We start from the raw sequence: 16,901 nt of genomic DNA, 5'->3' as shown, positions 1-16,901 counted from the left end.
ATTCGTCAAGGCTGATGAGTCCCGAGTTTCCAAAGCATTGAAACACTGTGGATCAGCCGCCTAGCATCTGCTGGGTCACTGGATCTCGTTCGCCCTGAAACCAGCGGTCCAGTGCGGTCGCGAAAATCGGCAACGGCTCCACAGCCTCGAACAGGGTGAGCGAGGAGCGCAGCTTCATGGCATCGATTGTGCCGAACACCACGACCGGATCGTTGGTGGCAAGCCCGGAAAGCGCGCCCACACATTCGCGGTAGCGCTGCCCCAGCAGCGGATGACCAAGATAGGCGCTCGCTTCGTCGAGCGAGGCGATGCCGTAATAATGGGCGGTGGGACTGGGCCCAAGCCCGCGAAGCTGGGGAAAGATGAACCAGATCCAGTGCGACCGCTTGGCGCCAGCGCGAATTTCGGCCAGCGCGGTCTCGTAAACATTCGCCTGCGCGTCCACGAAGCGGGCGAGGGTGGCGTTCGTCGTCATAGCACCAGCTGCCCCTGCGCCGGCGGATTGCCATAGACCTGGGTGACGGGGAGACTTCCCGGCGGCAGCCAGCGCAGCACCTCTTCGGCCGACACAGTGGCGTCGAGCCAGTCTGCCCATTGATCGCGCGCGAGCGGGATGATCTGGCGGTGATGATAGGGGGCGACATCGGGTCCTGCATCCATGGTCAGCATGGTGAAGGCTTCGCCTACCGGGCTGTCCCGCCATATGCCGGCAATGCAGAACCAGGGATGATCGGCCATGGTGAACAGCCATTTGTCGAGGCGCTTCTGCTTGGGGTCGGCCGGATCGGTGAATTCGTAGAAGCCATCGGCGAGGATCAGGCAGCGATGCGAGGTGAACGCCCGACCTTCGCTGCGGAAATTATAGACGGGCTTCCCCTTGGGGCTGAGCCAACTCCAGCGCCGGTTCACAAGGTCACCGACGCCGCGCTCTCCTTCTACGCTCCGCACGATCGACGCCATGTCGGTCATCCTGATGTCGGCGCGCGCGGGCACGTTGGGCGCTCCCTCCGGCATCCTGATCTTGATCTTGAGGTCCTCGAAATCCTCGGCGATCGAGGCGATATCGACCTCAAGCCGGTAATCGTTGCACATGGCTCCTCCACGCTGCTTGCCCGGTCCATCCGTTCCCTGTATGTTCACGCCATGGACTCGAAAGCTACACCCTTCGACTCCGATGCGCTCGGAAGTCGGCGCGCCATTATCCGGCGCAATCCGGATGATAGCCAAGAGATTGAGATGATCGAGGCTGCCTGGGGTTCCAATCCCCAGTTCAGCGATGGCGTTTCCTATGAGTTCATCCGGGCTGAGGGGAAGCGCTTCCCCAACAATCGGTGCCTGGTCCCGGCATCGGAATTCCACATCCGCAATGGCGAGAAGAAGTTTCGAGCCTTCCGCGACGATGGCAATTTCTTCTACCTGGCCGCCATCTGGGAACCCGCCATGGGGCATTGGCCTATCAGCTATCGGATCATTACCGTGGACGCCAATCCGGACATCATCATGTATCAGGGGCGCCACGGCGCGATCATCGAGCGGCGACAAGTGATGCAGTGGCTCGATCTCACCATGCCCGAAGCGGACCTGCTGGTGACGCCGCCGGCCGGAGTGTTCACGGTCGAAGAAATTCTGACGAAGCCGGTGCAGACGAGCCTGGCATTCTGATCGGGGCGCGACGTCGATGAACATGATTTATGCCTGTCGGTTGCCAAGCTGATCTGTTCGGCACCCCGTTACTGCCCGGCTTGCGCCAGGAGGATGACTTCCTCACCCCGGGGGAGGAGTGCGCGTTGATCGCGCGGATCGACGACGCGGGATTGACGCCCTTTCGGTTTCAGCAATGGACCGGCAAGAGACTGACCCACAGCTTCGGCTGGAGCTATGACTTTCAAACGGGTTTGTTCGCGCCCACCGACGCTATTCCCCCATGGCTGATGCCATTCAAGACGCGCGCGGCCAAGTTCGCAGGTCTTGAGCCCGACAATCTCGTCCAGGCCTTGCTCATCCGCTATGATCCGGGTGCCGGGATCGGCTGGCACCGCGATCGCCCCGTGTTCGAACATGTCATCGGGATTTCGCTCGGCGAACCCGCAACGATGCGGTTTCGACGGCGGGTGGGGACGCGATTTGAACGGACTTCAGCACCACTCGCGCCGCGGGCGATCTATCATATGAGCGGAGAGGCCAGACATGATTGGGAGCATAGCATCAGCGAGATGCAGGCTCCGCGATGGTCGCTAACGTTCCGCAGCCTTATCCATGGAGACGGTCAAGCACCCGCTTGACTAGAGCCCAGGCACCTTCACGACGAGGGTGCCCTTTTACCCTCACGATCCGGTCGATGGCATTCACATCCAGCCCAAGCGCACTTTGCTGGATGACGTGGGCATGATAATCGCTGAATTCGGCTAAATTGCTCATGTTGCTAACCTCCATTCGACCGATTTCGAACCTGGAGGACTCGTCGCCACCCGGCCAAATCTGAACGCTCACCACCATCATATTCCAGACTCCTTCTATCGCCGCGATGCTTCCTGAATTTCATCCTTCGGAAGCAATTCATTTCACATCTTCCTCACTTCGATAATCAGCGGCTGATGGCCGGTTCCTAGCGGCTGGGAGGCGCTCGCCAAGAGAGAGGACTGGCGTCAGTCAGCCCATGGCTTCAGATGCTACGTCTCCGGGGTGCTCGAGATCAGCTCCAACAGCGGCAACACGAGCCGAAGCGTGTCTGCGCCCGCACGATGCGGGGCGAGTATCTGATCTATCCAATCAGGATAGAACGTTATTCATATTCTACACGGGCGATCCTGGGGCTCTTCATCCGAAGAAGCTCCACCTTGAGCTGATTTGTGAGCCAGCCAAAATTTGGATTTCCTCCACTGCCGCGGTCGTTTGAGCCGATCAGCAGCCTGGCTAAATCGCGCCAATTTAGGTTGCTTGGGCTTCAAAATCCCTCTCCAGAACCTGCCGTTCGGGTGGCCTTGGCGTCCGTAGATCTGAAAGGCTGGGACTGGGACAAACCTGGCATTGCCATGCCACGGGTTGAGAGTCAGCTCTTATCAGAAGCCGCCGTTTAGCGCTGGTCCGCGCGGCGTGGCGTTACGACTGAAGCTAGGCCGATTGCGTTCAGGCAGGTTTGAGATGCGACGCTACGGGTCGCAGACTGGATTCCTTTTGGCCGATGTCAAATACGACGAACATTTGTTCGATGAGCAGCTTGCTCGGTGTCACGTGATGCCCCCGGCCCGACGGCTCGGGTCGGCGGCAAGGATCGGCAGAATCTCGGTCCGGCGTCAGGGGCTGTTCGGGGACATCAGCGACCGACCTGGGGACACTCGAGCAGCTTCTTCCTGCGATTCCATATTATTGTCAAATTTCGTCGGATTCCCGATTCGAATATCTAAATGAAATACGCAAAACTATTGCAGCAGTCTTAACTCATCTCTACATTGAATTTCATGATGGAGACGAATCGTGGTTGATAGTGAAAAGAGGACAAATTTTGTGCGATTGGCGGAAGGGCGCACGCAGATCGCGCTGGATGCAATCCGAAAGCTAGGAAATCTCTCAAACCGTCGGGCCTACGAATTCAGCGACACCGATATCCGAAAGATCAGCAAGGCACTGAAAGAGGCCGTGTCCGACCTCGAGAAGCGCTTCGGTTCCTCAACCGAGTCGTCGGACAGCTTCAAGCTCTAAACAGGGACGAGACCATGCGGCCGGAACACCTTGGAATTGGCGACAAGACCTTCCTGATCAACCGGCTGATTCAGCAGGCGCCGATCAACACGCTCATCCGCGAGTTTTTCAAGAACGCCGACGAGAACGCGGCCCTCGCTCCCGAAGGTAAGCGGCGCGTCGACATCTTTCCGACCGTGATCAACGGCGTGCGGAAACTGACGTTCTGGAATACTGGCGTCGGCATGACCGCGGCCGAACTTCGGCGCGCGACCGACCTCAGCTCATCCGTCAACAAGATGATGGCGCTCGACGGCAATTTCGGTATCGGCGCCAAGGTCTCAGGTCTCGCCGCATCGCCGGATGGCATCCGCTATCGTTCCTGCAAGGACGGCGAAGTCAACGAGGTAACGATCGGTTGGGACGAGGCGGAGCAGACATACGTCCGCTTCTCCGTGCAACTCGCCGATGGCCAAAGCGACACGATCTACGACGTAACTTCGGTCGTCCAGGCCGCCGGGACACCTACCAATTTCGACTGGACGGAGGTCGTGCTGTTTGGCGAAAGCCTTGACCACGACACGGTCGCCGAGCCGATCGGCACGGGCGTCCCGGTCGACCGCAGCTTCATCGCCACCTCCATTTTCAGGCGTTTCGTGCATTTCTCGCCAGGCGTGCAGGTCCGCATCGACGTCGCGATGACCAAGGGCGGCGGCAAGGATGAAACCGGCAGGTTCCGCCAATTGCGCACGCTCGACGAAATCCTCGATCGGCTTCCGCGCCATGAAGATGTCGTCGATGCGGAGACGGGCATAACCGTGCGGTATATCCACGACCCCCGGCACGAAGGGTCGAGCCATACCTACAGCGCCCGGGCCAATGCAGCGACCGGCTCAACGACGTTCTTGGCTCTTGTTTATCGCGGCGAGCGGTACGACTTTCGCACGCAGAAGGTCTGGTCCTCGGTCGCACCGACGTTCGGAATACCATTTGGCTCGAAGGTACTGACGGCTGAAATCCGGCTGCCCGAGGACGCGGCATTTCCAAACCAGTACCGCGATGCCCTGACATGGCGTCACGATCGATCGCCGCTGACTGCCGATCAATATGCCTATCTGGTCCGGCAGCTCATGCCCGACTGGGTGAAGGACGTCATCCGGGCGGAATCCCCGGACAGCGCAGACGATCTGAACGACCTCCAATCCGACCTTCAATCGCTGCTCGATGAACTTCGCGTCCCGACCAGTGTCGTTAAGAAGAGCCCGGAGCAGATCACTCGGTCCGAGGCCAACGATGCCGGGCTTGCCGAACCTGAGCCGACGACCCTTGAGTCCGAGGAAGACGAGGAGAAGATTCCGGGCCTCAAGCAGCCGGTGAAACGGCCGGAGCCCCGGGCCTCCACGTCCCGGATGCGTATGGCGCCGGAAGGCGCGACCGCGTCGAAACTCGCGCGGGCACTTGAGCGCGCTCCCGAAATCAAGATCCTCACTGAAGCCGACGAGATCGCCGACCGCGAAATGAAAAGCCGGGCGGCGCGCTTCTATCCGGAAGTGCAGACTTTGTTCGTCAACGGCCTGTATCCTGTCGTGGCCAAGATGGCGGACGAGCTTTCGAACGAGTTCTCCGATGCCGAGGATCCCGACGAAGCACGCGCAACCGCGTTGCAGGCGTCACAGCGCACTCTGGCCTTCAGGGTTGGAAAGGCCACCTGCTTTGCCTTGGCGAAGCGCATGCTGGATGACTGGTCGACCGAGGATCTTGAGCGTGCGACTTCGCCGGAATCGCTCTCGATGGCAGCGGACGATTATCGTCAGAGCCTGGCGTCGGCGCGCAAATGGATCAAGGACCGCGTCCGCATCGCCAGCGTCAGCGCGCTGGGATGATCGGCATGGTCGACCATCGTCCTTCGCGGCAGCTTGCCTGGCGCGCGCAATGACGGCGGACCAGTATCTCTATGGCATTCTGGCACGGGAAACCGTCGACACCAGCGCTAACTCGCCGTTGCGGCAGGTGGCCGTGACCCTGATGCCTCGATTGCGAGCATGGGCCAGCGAACTGCTTGTCGGCGTGCATCCAAGTGGATCTTTCGCCAAAGGCACGGCGAACGCCAGCGGAACCGACATCGACCTCTTCCTCTCGCTGCGGTCCGACACCACCGCCACCTTGAAGGATATCTACGACACGCTGTTCAACCAGCTTCAGCAGTCGGGATACACGCCACGAAAACAGAATGTTTCGATCGGCCTCAAGGTCGGCAGCTTCAAAGTCGATCTGGTCCCCGGCAAGCAGCAGCAGGCCAATTCCACGGATCATAGCCTCTGGCGCAATCGCGCGCAGACATGGACCAAGACCAATATCGGCACCCATATCGCCGCGGTCCAGCGGTCCGGACGGCAGAACGAAATTCGCGTCATCAAACTCTGGCGCAACCAACGGGGGTTGGACTTCCCGTCGTTCTACCTGGAGCTATCGGTAATAGCCGCCCTGAATGGCAACACCCAGGCCGGCTTTTCGGATCGGGTCTGGACGGCCCTGACCTTTCTCTCGAACCGCTTCGAAAACGCCCGCGCGGTCGATCCGGCCAACACCAACAACATCATATCCGACGACCTTTCGGACACCGCGAAAAAGGCGATCGCACGCGCCGCTGGCGAAACGCTGAAGGCGAAGACCTGGGGCGAGGTGGTCAAATGACGAGCTGGTCCCTTGAGGCGCTGCTGGCGGATCTGCATTCCTCGGTGACCGAGCAGCTTGCTCGCGCCCGGCGCACGATGGGTCATCCCGTTGCCAAGGGCGATGTTGCCGAGAACGTTTGGGCGCAGCTGCTGGCCGGCTATCTTCCGCAGCGCTACAAAGTCGCAAAGGCGTTCGTCTGCGACAGCGAAGGCCGCTTCAGCGATCAGCTCGATGTGGTGGTATACGACCGGCAGTATTCACCGCTGATCTTCGAGATGGACAATCAGGTCATCATCCCGGCCGAGAGCGTCTATGCGGTATTCGAAGCGAAGCAGGAGATCGATGCGGCACAAGTGAGCTATGCCGCGAAGAAGATTGCATCCGTGCGCGCGCTGAAGCGAACGAGTCTGCCCGTGCCGCATATTGGCGGGAGTTCGCCACCAAAGCCGCTGCAGCCCATCATCGGTGGATTGTTGACATTCGAGAGCGGCTGGTCGCCTCCCTTGGGAGCCAGCCTCGCCAAAGCGCTGGCAGATGCCGATGAAGATAGCCAGCTCGACATCGGCTGCGTCGCTGCCCATGGCTGGTTCGCCTGCGACGACGCTGGGTGCCATGTGATCAAAGACCAGGGCAAGCCGGCGACGGCGTTCCTGTTGGAACTGATCGCGCGGCTGCAGGGTCTAGCGACGGTTCCGATGATCGACATTCGGGCTTATGCGAAGTGGCTGACCGACTAAGAATCCGATGAAGCGAAGCCGACCGGCTTGGTTGCGTGGCCCGAAAGGCGGATATGAGCACAAGCCGACGCTCACATCAACGACACTGAATGTCTTGAGGTGGTCGCGAGCTGCCGGCGGCTCTGCGCCACTTTTTGTCGTTCTGGGATCAAGAAGGTGATCCTGGAAGCGGTCATTCATTCGAGGGGAATTACGAGTAACCTGATCGCCAGGCTTGGGACTTTCGAGCTTGTCCGCTTCGGAGTATCGCTATGGCTGAAGCTGCCGTTCGAGTGGCGGTAGCTGATTTCTGCTCTGCGTGATGACCAGCCGACGAAGCGGTCCTCTTATCGGACCCTGAACGCTTTATTCAGGACGTGTTCAATGCCGCCAGCTTAAATCCCACGATACAGAGGAGAGGCGGATATGCGTAAGCTTGGTTTGGTGGCGGCAGCGTCAATCTTGGCAATGGGGGTGATCTCGCCCGCCATGGCTCAATCCTATAATTGGTATCAGTCGCCGCACGACTATGACCACGATCAGCTCGACCAAGAGCATCAGGATGATCATGATTATCTCGGTGACATCCACCGCGACGCCCACGAGGAAGGAATGACTCGCCGGGAACATCGACGCCTGCATCGATACATGAACCGGGAACATGCCCGTGAACATCGGCAGCTCGGTCGCGAGCATCGCTGGGAGCATTGGGACAACCGGAACCCATATTATTACGGCTGGAGTTCACCTCGATACCGCTATGATCCTGACTATGGCTATTGATCATGTCGCATGGTTACCGCGACCGCTACCGATCGCGGTGACCATTCACTTATGCTTGCGCTTTCGAGACCGGCGGGCCTTGACATAGTGCCAGGTAAATATCGCCGGCAGTGACAGGCCTAAGAACCAATGGACCACACTGGTCCATGCACGGACCGCCTCTATTCCGACATAATAGAGCATATATCCGCTGATGATCAGCACCCCGAGGATACCGCTCAGCACGACCCCGGCGACCCGTTGATGGCGCTGTGACCAGCCCTTGGGAATATGCGCGATGAACATGCCGCCGATGCCGAGCAGGGCAGCGATGAGAAATAGGCCATGGATTTTCATCATCCATGGTTCGGCCGGATTGACCTCCGGACCGAACTCTCCCTCGATCTGCCCGTAATAATGGAGCAAAAGCCAGCAGGTTCCGCTGAGCCACAGGCCAAGGCCACTGGTGCTGAAAAGCGCGAGCTGCCATGTGGCGAGGCGCGCCGAACGACGATGCGGCATCAGGCGGCCTCCGCCCAAAAGGGTTCGCGCAAGACATATCCATTGTGCAAGGCGAGTATCCTGTCTGCGAGGCCCGTATCGGCCATGGCCACTTTCGTCATGGCGTCGGCAACGATGCATCGGTCGGCCAGCACGGTCACTCGATGGCCGATGAGCGATGCCTTGCCATCCCGGCCGATATGAGGGGCGTGCGGTACGCCGCCCATCTGTCGCCGATCGCGGAGATTGGCGGAACTCGCGACGGCGCAGTCGCGCACCGACAGCCCATGCCGCACCACATCATCCGCATCGCGGAACTGCACCTCCCATTCGCGCTCGCCAAAGGCCCGCAGATCACCGCCAGCATTCACTAGCCCTGTCTCTATGCCAGCGGCCTGCAAGGTTTCGACGGCGCGGTCGACCGCATGGCCCTTGGCTATGCCGCCCAGGTCGATCAGAAGCCGCCTCTTGCACCGGACATGCCGATCGTCGATCACCTCGATATCGGCGGTTGTGCCGGTATAGCGGCTGAGATGCTCGATGCCGTCACGCGGTAGGAAACCGCTACGGACCAAGGCCCGCCCCACGGCAACCTCGAAGAGGCCGTCCGTCGCTTCATGCAGCACGATCGCCATCCGCAGCACCGACACCGTCTCCGCGTCCACGGCAACAATCTCGCGGGGCGCGGCAGAACGTAGCCGTGCCAGGTCGCTGTCCGGATCATGGAATGACATGCGCGCATGGATATGGGCGATCACCCCAAAGGCGGCATCGATCGCCCCGATATCCGCTTCGGCAAGGCTGATCTCGACAAAGGTGCCCAGCCATGGCTGGCACCGGGTGACGAGCTTATCCCGCGAGGACAAGGGCATAGGTCGCCAACAGACGCTTGACCCCATCGGTGACGTGCCGACAGGAAAGGGTCGCCCCCGAGATATTCTTGATGTCCTTGTCGAGTTGCAGCGCGGCGCCGTTGCGCTTGCCGGCGAACTGGGCGCGCCATTTGGGATTGCGCACCTGGTCGCCATAGCTTTCCCGATAGTCCATGATCTCGACCGAGCGCACGGCGCCCGAAGCGTCGAGCGCGACGGCGAAGGTGATATATTCATGCTTGCCGACAACCTGATCGACGATAAGCCAGCCGCCGCGGGCGGACCGCCAAACTTTCAACTGACGGTTGAGGGGCGACACGCCGCTAGCCTTCCGGATCGCGGCGATTTCCGTGTTGCTCAGCGTGCGGAACGCAGGCGTCAGGGTCTCGCCGGGGAACATCAGGGACTGCGCCTGCTCGACGGAGAGATAGGTGGCTGCGTGGGCTGGCGGCGCGACCAGCGCCACCGGAACGAGAGCCAGCAAGGATGCGCGAGGGGCCGACATCAGAACACCCTCCCGACCTTCAGGCGGATGCCGTCCCAACGGGTATGCTCGTCGCCATAGATGCGGCCATTGACGATATTGTCGCGCTGCTCGTCATTATAGCCCTTGGCATGGATCTGGTAGAGCGCGGAGAGGGTGAAGAACCATTTCTGGCTGCCATAATGGATGTTCGGGCCGACGAAATGGGCCGTATGCTCCTGGCTGCTATGGCCGAGCCTGTAGCCGACAAACTCATTATGGTTGCGATATTCCAGGCCGAATGACCAGTTTGGGCGGAAACGGTAGGAAGCGCCCGCATCGAATTCCAGCTGGGTCGCCTTTTCGGTTTCCCCGTCCTGATGCTCACGCTCGAACTCGACAAAGGCGTTGGCGGCGAGCACCAGACGGTCATCGAGGAAATTCTTCTGCGCGATCACCTTGAGTTCGATCGCCCGTTCGTGCGGGCCGATTTCCGGCTCGACATAGAAGGCAAGGCCGAAGGGCTTCTTATAGGGGCTCATCACCCGCCAGATCATCTCGGCCGATACGGTGTCGAAGCGGAACCGATTGTAAGGGCGCGCCGGATCATGGGCGGGCGGAATGTCCAGACCCTCGGTGGTGCCGGCGACGCTGTTCCGGTTCGCGGAAATGTAGCTGCTGTTGAGATATCCGGCGATCTGGAAATTGTCCGTAATGCCATGCTCGACCTCGGTGCGGAGCTTGACGTCATGGAAATGGCCGTTGGCCTGTCCCTCGCGCAGCGTGACCCATTGCTCGACCTCGGTCTTGCCCTTGGGCATGACATCAGTCGTGTAGACATAGCCAAACAGCGGTTCGCCGGCCATTGCCGGACTTGAAAAAGCCATAGCGGCGGCCATGGCGACAGCACTTCCAACCCTCTTTCCTGTCATATGCGACCCCTTTGATACAAATGCTAACGGTTCTCATTTGCGCCGCTAGCGGTTTGCTATAGAGTCGGTCCATCACGGAATGGCAACATTGGGAAATTGTATAGAAATGGTAATCCATGCGTCATCCCGATGGGGACATCCGTGCGGCGTCGGGGGCAGGCCATGAAAATGCTGCTGGTGGAGGATGATCGGCAACAACGCGACTATGTGGCGCAGGGCTTGCGGGAATTGGGGCATCAGGTCGCATGTTTCGGCGACGGAACGGAGGCGATCGGCGTGGTTCTGGCCGGCGGTTTCGATGTGCTGATCTTCGACAGGATGCTACCCAGCCTGGACGGACTTACCCTGTTGCGCATGATACGGTCACAGGGATGCCAGACGCCCACCCTGCTGCTGACGGCCATGTCGGCCATAGAGGATCGGGTTGACGGGTTGGAGGCGGGAGCGGACGATTACCTCGTCAAACCCTTTGCCTTTGTGGAACTGGTCGCGCGCCTCAACGCGCTGGGCCGGCGTTCCCCATCCTGCGAAACCGTGACGATGCTGGAGGCGGGCGGCATCAGCATGAACCTGCTGCGCCGTGAAGTGCGCCGAGGGAACCGGACCATCGACCTTCAACCCCGCGAATATAGTCTGTTGGAACAGTTGTTGCGCAACGCCGATCGCGTCGTGACGCGCACGATGCTGCTCGACCGCGTGTGGAATTTCGGCTTCGACCCGAAAACCAACATCGTCGAGACGCATATGAGCCGATTGAGAGCCAAGCTCAACGAGGGCTTCGGCGATGATGCGATCAAAACCGTTCGCGGTTCGGGCTATATGATCGACAGCCGTGCTGGGTAGGTTCATGCCCCGCTCCATCAGGGCACTGTCGTTGAGCGTGGCGCTGGCCTCCGGCCTGATCGTTACCCTGCTGAGCCTCGCGACCTATGCCTTCGTACATGAGGAGATTGAACGCCAGATCAACCAGCGGATCAGGATCGAAGCCGATGTCCTGCTCGCCCATCACCGGCAGCACGGCTTTGCGGCGCTGGTCGATCTGGTCAACACCCTCGATCATCGTACCGGGCCGGAAGATGTCAGCTATCTGGAGGGGGCCGACAGCAGGGGGCGAGGCATGGGCTACATCGTGACCGATGCCTCCGGACGGCGCAGGGCGGGATCGCTCAAAGCCAGCGTGCCGCCGTCGGGATGGAGCGAGTTCGTTCCCTTTCGCGCTGCCGATGGGGCGTCCGCCATGGCCCAGGCCATCAACACGCCGCTGTCCGGCGGCGGGCGCCTCGTTGTCGCTGCCGACCGGGCCATAGTCGATCAGATGGATCTGCAACTGCTGACACTGTTCCTTGGTGCCTTCGCCCTGATCCTGGCCGTGGGCACCGCCGCAGTGGTTGGATTGGGTCGGCTTGTCGGGGCGCGCCTTTCGACCATGGAGGATTCGGCGGAAGCGATCATGGCCGGTGATCTGTCCCGCCGCATGCCGCGCAATGGATCGGGCGAGGAATTCGATCGGCTGGCCATGATCTTGAACAGCATGCTCGATCGCATCCAGGCCCTGATGGATAATCTCCGGCAAGTGTCCTGCGACATTGCCCATGACCTGCGCACGCCGCTCAGCCGCCTGCGCGGGCGACTGGAAGAGGTTGAACGAACGACCGCAGAGCCGCTTCAACGGGAGCGGTTGACCCTGGCCATCAGGGAAGCCGATGATCTGCTTGATCTCTTCTCATCCATCCTTGCGATATCCGAGATTGAAGGCCAATCGATCCGCAGCCGCTTTCAGACCGTGGATTTGGCCGAAGCGACCCGGGACATCGCTGAGGCGTTTCGCCCAGCCTTCGATCAGGCGGGCAAGTCGCTCATGCTGGAGATTGCCCCGGCGACTATTCTCGGAGATCGGCAACTCATCCAGCGATGCCTGGCGAATCTACTGGACAATGTGCTGGTTCACACGCCGCCCGGCACGGCAGCGACGATTGCAATGGAAAAATGCGATAAGGGGATCGCGCTGCTCATCATCGACAATGGGCCGGGCATTCCCGATGAGGATCGCGAACGGGTTTTTCGCCGCTTTGCACGGCTTGACCGAAGCCGATCGACATCGGGCTACGGCCTGGGTCTCAATATGGTGGCGGCCATTGCCGCCGCCCACGATGCGCACGTCCAGACTCTGCCCACCGGTGCTGGCATGACCGTCGAAATCGTCTTTCCCGCCGCAAAACGCAGAGCCTGAGATTTATCCGTTTAACTGTCTATCAATCGTCGTCATCATCATGGTGGCGGTGGTGACGCCAATGCCGGTCATAATCGCGATACCCGCGATACCCGCGATAATCGCGCCTGTCATAATAACGCGGGTAGCCATCATAATAGTAATAATATGACCGATAATGGGGCCTGTAATATCTCTCTCGGTAATAATAATCGTCGTCATAATAATAGCGCGGCCGATCGGAAGCTATGGCCGCACCGATCGCGAGGCCGACAATTCCAGCGCTCAAGGCAACCGCCGTGTCATCGTCATAGTGACGGGAATAATAGCGATGATGGTCGCGTGCCTGGGCGGGCGTCGCGCTGATCGGCACGGACGCCGCCAGCGCCAAGCCCAGGGCTGCTTTGCGGAGGATTTTCATCTCCAGCCTCCTACTTCTTGCCCGGTCCGCCTTCTGCGGAAGGGATCAATGATCATTCAAGCACGGGCGCGCTGAACTCGATCTGAACCCGCCCTATGTTGCGGGGGCGTAGACAGCCTGCGGCTGCACGCCCCCGCATCCTCCCGCCACAGGAGGAAGTGCCGATATTGTCTCAGCAGCCGGAGTTTCGGTCGACCTCCCGGCCCAGCAACGCACCCGCGCCCGCCCCGATGATGGTTCCCGGCGCGCGATCACCATAACGATCGACCGAACGGCCCAGCAGCGCACCGGCCGCGCCACCGATCAACAAGCCCGTTGTCCCGCTGCCACCGCAGCGACGGCGCGGCTCATCGCGATAATAGCGCCGTGGCGCGACATAGCGCGGGCGATGATAGTCCCGCTCCTCATAATAGCTGCGGCGATAACGGGGACGATCATCGTCATCATCGTCGTCGCCTTCCTCATGATATTCTTCACGATACCAGCTGCGCCCGCCATCATGGGCATGGGCCAGGGATGGCAGTCCGGCCAGCATCGAAGCGGCCAGGGACAGTGCCAACAGGGGCTTGCGCATCATCTTTTATCTCCTCCTCAGACGACCCGTCGTCTCCACGGGAGAGGTTATTGCCGCAGGTGTCTGGCGGGTTTCTGAACAGAAAAGTCAGCCATTGTTCAGCAAGGCAGCGTGTTGACAGCTTGCAGGGCTACAACTATGCGACCGCCTCGCAATAGCATATTTGTCGTAAATTGTATCAACAGGGGTTCTGAATGGTTCGCGAGAGGTCCATATTTCCGCGATTTTTGGCGGGTCGCTTGCATGCTGCCGTGGCGCTTGGCGCGGTGGCTCTGTCCACGCAGGCCCATGCCGATGAAGCGGAGCGGTCCGACATCATCGTCACGGCAGACCGCCTTGATTATACGCCGAAACAGGTCAGCGCGGTGAAGATCGACGCGCCGCTGAAGGATATTCCCCAGACCGTTGATGTCGTGACGGAGGCGGTCATGCGCGACCAGCGCGCCCTCTCGATGCAGGATGTGCTCAAGAATATTCCCGGCGTCGGTTTCTCGCATGGCGATGGTCAGCGCGACCAGGTATCGATCCGTGGCTTTTCCGCCATCGCCGACCAGTTCGTGGACGGGCTGCGCGATGACGCGCTCTATTTCCGCGACCTTTCGAATATCGAGCGAGTGGAGGTCATCAAGGGGCCCGCGTCGGTCCTATTCGGCCGGGGGTCTTCGGGCGGCCTCATCAACCGTGTGACCAAGAAGCCGGGCGTCAATCTGGGCGAGATCGGCATCAGCTATGGCAGCTGGGACGACCGTCGCGCCGAAGCCGACATCGGCATCGCGCCCGAAGGCAGCATCGCAGCCTTTCGCCTGACCGGCGCCATCGAGCGCGCCGATGGTTTCCGCAGCCAGCAGTTCCTGCGCCGCGAGACGATTGCGCCGTCGGTATCGCTCAAGCTCAGCGATCGGACGCAATTGCTGGTCCAGGGCGACTATCTGCGCGACCGGCGCGTGACAGACTTCGGTATCCCCGCTTTTCAGGGGCGCCCGGTCGATGTGCCACGCTCCACTTATTATGGTTCGGCCAACGCACGGAAGGATGATTACAGCCAGTCGAAAGTCTATTCGGGCACGGTCACGCTGACCCACCGGATCGATGACGATACCAGTATCCGCAATGCCTTGCGCTATTATGACTATCGGCTCGACCGGCAGAACACGCTGGTCGGCTCGGTCAACGAGGTAGCGCGGACCGCGTCGCTCAACCGCTCGGCCCTGGATCGCAACGAACATGGCTGGTTCGATCAGTTGGAACTGATGCGTAAGGTGCGCTTCGCCGGCATGGAGCATCAACTGCTCTTCGGTGTCGAGGTCGGGCGGCAGATCAAGGATGTCGCGACCTATTCTCGCAACGGCATCGCGACCGTCGATCTGTTCAACCCGGTCCTGCCTGTCATCACGACCAACGGCAGCCTGACTGCCGACAATCGCGGCACCTTCGATACGCTGGGCTATTATGTGCAGGATCTGGTGTCGATCGGCGAACATCTGAAGGCGCTGGTCGGCGCACGCTATGACCGGTTCAAGCAGGCCACGGACGATCATCTGCCCGGCCGTTCCGACCTGTCCCGCACCGACACCAAGGGCAGCCCGCGCGCTGGTCTCGTCTGGCAGCCGACGGAGAGCCAGTCCTACTATGTCTCCTGGAGCCGTTCCTTTCAGCCGTCGGGCGAAGCCTTCTCCATTGCGGCCAACAATGCCGACATCGCGCCGGAAAAGACCGAGAACAAGGAAGCGGGCGCCAAGTTCAATTTCCTCGACGGCCGGATCGTAACCACCATTTCGGCGTTCAATCTGCGCCGTTCGGGGATCAAGGCTGCCAATCCTGCCGCTCCGACCGTGCTCATCCCTATCGGTGTACAGCGCACGCGCGGCATCGAACTGTCGGGCACGGTCAATCTGGAAAATGGCTGGCGGGCGATCCTGGGCTATGCCTATCTGGATGCCAAGATCGCGGACTCGGCCAATGCGGCGCTGATCGGCAAGCGCGCCACCATTACGCCACGCCATGCCGCCAATGCGTGGATTGCCAAGGATTTCAGTGACAGCTTCGGCCTGGGCGCGGGCGGCAACTATGTCAGCAACCGTTTCGCTGATCCGGCCAACACCGTGACGCTGCCGAGCTATTTCACGGCGGATGCGATGGCATGGTATCGGCTGGGTCCGATCACCGCGCAGGTCAACGTGACCAATATCTTCGATAAACATTATATTGTGTCGGGCCATGGCACGAGCGCCAACCTCAACCTGCCCGGTGCGCCACGTGCCGCCATGCTGACGCTGCGCTATAATTTCATGGGCGGGAGGGATTAGGCTCTCGGCGGCATTTCCGAAAAATAGGGCCGGCCATCTGGCCGGCCCAGTGAAGAAACTTGGAGATGCCAAGCCTCTCGGGTCGCACACACCATTTCCTCCAACATGTCCGATTCGGATTGGATGGACTGGACATTAACTCTCATTTCCGAGCGGGCGCTGGCGGTGCTGCTGCTCGTCCTTTTGCATCCTGTCGTACCGACATGGACTATCTCGCCTGGTACGGGCAGCCATGCAGATGTTTTTTGTCTATGTGGGAGCGGCCTTGGCGGAGATCGCTGGCTCACGACCATATCTGTCGTAGCTAAGCCTCGCGACAGCTCACTCTCCGGTTTCAATGGCGCGCGAAGACCCTCGTGCCGCCCGCACCAAAGGCGGTGACGACATAGTGTTGGGGGGGCTGGCCCGGCACTTCCATTCCGGGAGAGCCAAGGGGCATTCCGGAGACAGCAAGACCGGACACACCCCTGGGGCGCTGAGCAAGGACGCGCTTCATGTCTGTGATCGGAACATGGCCTTCGAACACCATGCCGTCGATCACGGCGGTGTGGCAGGACACGAGCGTTGTCGGAACCCCACGCGCCTTCTGAAAAGCGCCTCTCGCCTGATCGTCGATCATGGTCACGCGGCGGCCGAACTGGGTCTGGACCTGCGCAGCCCATTTCTCGCAGCAGCCGCAGCCCGGATCGCGATGCACGATGATCGGCGTGGCCGCGCTGGCTGCGGTCGAAAGCAGCATCACTGTCGCTGCAATCAGCTGACGTTTCATAGTTCGAACTCTCCTTGCCTGA

20 protein-coding genes are annotated in these 16,901 nt (G+C 60.4%); 10 read left to right on the top strand and 10 right to left on the bottom strand.

What is annotated here, in order from left to right:
* Nucleotides 1-52: 52 nt before the first annotated feature.
* Nucleotides 53-475 (bottom strand): DUF1810 domain-containing protein, encoded by a 423-nt coding sequence (locus EWH10_RS13990; RefSeq protein WP_130030043.1) that lies wholly within the window; start codon nt 473-475, stop codon nt 53-55.
* Nucleotides 472-1,092 carry an SOS response-associated peptidase gene (locus EWH10_RS13985; protein WP_130030042.1) on the bottom strand — a complete coding sequence of 207 codons (621 nt, stop codon included), beginning with the start codon at nt 1,090-1,092 and terminating at the stop codon, nt 472-474. Before EWH10_RS13985 ends, EWH10_RS13990 begins: the two co-directional genes overlap by 4 nt.
* 144 nt (nt 1,093-1,236) lie before the next feature.
* Here EWH10_RS13985 and EWH10_RS13980 point away from each other — a divergent pair, with 144 nt between their 5' ends.
* Nucleotides 1,237-1,662 carry an SOS response-associated peptidase family protein gene (locus EWH10_RS13980; RefSeq protein ID WP_130030041.1) on the top strand — a complete coding sequence of 142 codons (426 nt, stop codon included), beginning with the start codon at nt 1,237-1,239 and terminating at the stop codon, nt 1,660-1,662.
* A gap of 29 nt (nt 1,663-1,691) precedes the next feature.
* Entirely contained in the window at nt 1,692-2,282 is a 591-nt protein-coding gene (locus tag EWH10_RS13975) for an alpha-ketoglutarate-dependent dioxygenase AlkB (protein ID WP_130030040.1), read from the top strand.
* On the opposite strand, the gene EWH10_RS13970 is transcribed toward EWH10_RS13975, so the two are convergent.
* Nucleotides 2,251-2,499 (bottom strand): hypothetical protein, encoded by a 249-nt coding sequence (locus EWH10_RS13970; RefSeq protein WP_130030039.1) that lies wholly within the window; start codon nt 2,497-2,499, stop codon nt 2,251-2,253. The two genes, EWH10_RS13975 and EWH10_RS13970, sit on opposite strands and share 32 nt — an antisense overlap.
* 975 nt (nt 2,500-3,474) lie before the next feature.
* Here EWH10_RS13970 and EWH10_RS13965 point away from each other — a divergent pair.
* From EWH10_RS13965 to EWH10_RS13945, 5 genes are all read left to right on the top strand, one after another.
* Nucleotides 3,475-3,699, top strand: coding sequence for a hypothetical protein (locus tag EWH10_RS13965; RefSeq protein ID WP_229742611.1), 225 nt, complete (start codon nt 3,475-3,477; stop codon nt 3,697-3,699).
* 14 nt (nt 3,700-3,713) lie between these two features.
* Nucleotides 3,714-5,561 (top strand): hypothetical protein, encoded by a 1,848-nt coding sequence (locus EWH10_RS13960; protein WP_130030037.1) that lies wholly within the window; start codon nt 3,714-3,716, stop codon nt 5,559-5,561.
* Between the two features lie 49 nt (nt 5,562-5,610).
* Nucleotides 5,611-6,372 (top strand): nucleotidyltransferase family protein, encoded by a 762-nt coding sequence (locus tag EWH10_RS13955; RefSeq protein WP_130030036.1) that lies wholly within the window; start codon nt 5,611-5,613, stop codon nt 6,370-6,372.
* A complete protein-coding gene (locus EWH10_RS13950) occupies nt 6,369-7,091 on the top strand; it encodes a DUF6602 domain-containing protein (protein WP_130030035.1) in 723 nt (240 codons plus the stop codon). The genes EWH10_RS13955 and EWH10_RS13950 overlap by 4 nt, the downstream gene beginning before the upstream one ends.
* A 405-nt stretch (nt 7,092-7,496) precedes the next feature.
* On the top strand, nt 7,497-7,853 hold the full coding sequence (locus EWH10_RS13945; RefSeq protein WP_130030034.1) for a hypothetical protein: 357 nt from the start codon (nt 7,497-7,499) through the stop codon (nt 7,851-7,853).
* A 45-nt stretch (nt 7,854-7,898) separates the two neighbouring features.
* Here the strand turns inward: EWH10_RS13945 and EWH10_RS13940 are convergent, their stop codons facing one another.
* Genes EWH10_RS13940 through EWH10_RS13925 form a run of 4 tightly spaced genes read right to left on the bottom strand, consistent with a single transcriptional unit; the run spans nt 7,899 to nt 10,600 of the window.
* The gene (locus EWH10_RS13940) at nt 7,899-8,354 is read right to left on the bottom strand and encodes a hypothetical protein (RefSeq protein ID WP_130030033.1); all 456 of its coding nucleotides are present in this window, start codon (nt 8,352-8,354) and stop codon (nt 7,899-7,901) included.
* Nucleotides 8,354-9,199, bottom strand: a complete 846-nt coding sequence (locus EWH10_RS13935; RefSeq protein WP_165363369.1) for an FAD:protein FMN transferase — start codon at nt 9,197-9,199, stop codon at nt 8,354-8,356. Before EWH10_RS13935 ends, EWH10_RS13940 begins: the two co-directional genes overlap by 1 nt.
* Nucleotides 9,183-9,710, bottom strand: coding sequence for an FMN-binding protein (locus EWH10_RS13930; protein WP_130030031.1), 528 nt, complete (start codon nt 9,708-9,710; stop codon nt 9,183-9,185). The genes EWH10_RS13935 and EWH10_RS13930 overlap by 17 nt, the downstream gene beginning before the upstream one ends.
* Nucleotides 9,710-10,600, bottom strand: a complete 891-nt coding sequence (locus tag EWH10_RS13925; RefSeq protein WP_130030030.1) for a DUF6662 family protein — start codon at nt 10,598-10,600, stop codon at nt 9,710-9,712. Before EWH10_RS13925 ends, EWH10_RS13930 begins: the two co-directional genes overlap by 1 nt.
* A gap of 162 nt (nt 10,601-10,762) precedes the next feature.
* Between EWH10_RS13925 and EWH10_RS13920 the strand changes: the two genes are divergently transcribed.
* Together EWH10_RS13920 and EWH10_RS13915 are read left to right on the top strand one after the other, a co-directional pair.
* The gene (locus EWH10_RS13920; RefSeq protein WP_130030029.1) at nt 10,763-11,443 is read left to right on the top strand and encodes a response regulator transcription factor; all 681 of its coding nucleotides are present in this window, start codon (nt 10,763-10,765) and stop codon (nt 11,441-11,443) included.
* 4 nt (nt 11,444-11,447) lie between these two features.
* Nucleotides 11,448-12,830, top strand: coding sequence for a sensor histidine kinase (locus EWH10_RS13915; protein WP_130030028.1), 1,383 nt, complete (start codon nt 11,448-11,450; stop codon nt 12,828-12,830).
* Nucleotides 12,831-12,852: 22 nt separating this feature from the next.
* On the opposite strand, the gene EWH10_RS13910 is transcribed toward EWH10_RS13915, so the two are convergent.
* Nucleotides 12,853-13,230 (bottom strand): hypothetical protein, encoded by a 378-nt coding sequence (locus EWH10_RS13910; RefSeq protein ID WP_130030027.1) that lies wholly within the window; start codon nt 13,228-13,230, stop codon nt 12,853-12,855.
* Nucleotides 13,231-13,402: 172 nt separating this feature from the next.
* On the bottom strand, nt 13,403-13,807 hold the full coding sequence (locus EWH10_RS13905) for a glycine zipper 2TM domain-containing protein (RefSeq protein WP_308507647.1): 405 nt from the start codon (nt 13,805-13,807) through the stop codon (nt 13,403-13,405).
* Between the two features lie 236 nt (nt 13,808-14,043).
* Between EWH10_RS13905 and EWH10_RS13900 the strand changes: the two genes are divergently transcribed.
* Complete coding sequence (locus EWH10_RS13900; protein WP_229742613.1) at nt 14,044-16,110, top strand: TonB-dependent receptor; 2,067 nt, start codon at nt 14,044-14,046, stop codon at nt 16,108-16,110.
* A 334-nt stretch (nt 16,111-16,444) separates the two neighbouring features.
* Here EWH10_RS13900 and EWH10_RS13895 read toward each other — a convergent pair whose 3' ends face one another.
* Nucleotides 16,445-16,879 carry a DUF411 domain-containing protein gene (locus tag EWH10_RS13895; protein WP_130030025.1) on the bottom strand — a complete coding sequence of 145 codons (435 nt, stop codon included), beginning with the start codon at nt 16,877-16,879 and terminating at the stop codon, nt 16,445-16,447.
* Nucleotides 16,880-16,901: the final 22 nt, after the last annotated feature.

It is taken from the genome of Sphingobium fuliginis, assembly GCF_004152845.1.
Classification (GTDB): domain Bacteria; phylum Pseudomonadota; class Alphaproteobacteria; order Sphingomonadales; family Sphingomonadaceae; genus Sphingobium; species Sphingobium fuliginis.
Note: the sequence above shows the minus strand (reverse complement) of the source record. Positions and strands in the feature narration are given on the sequence as shown.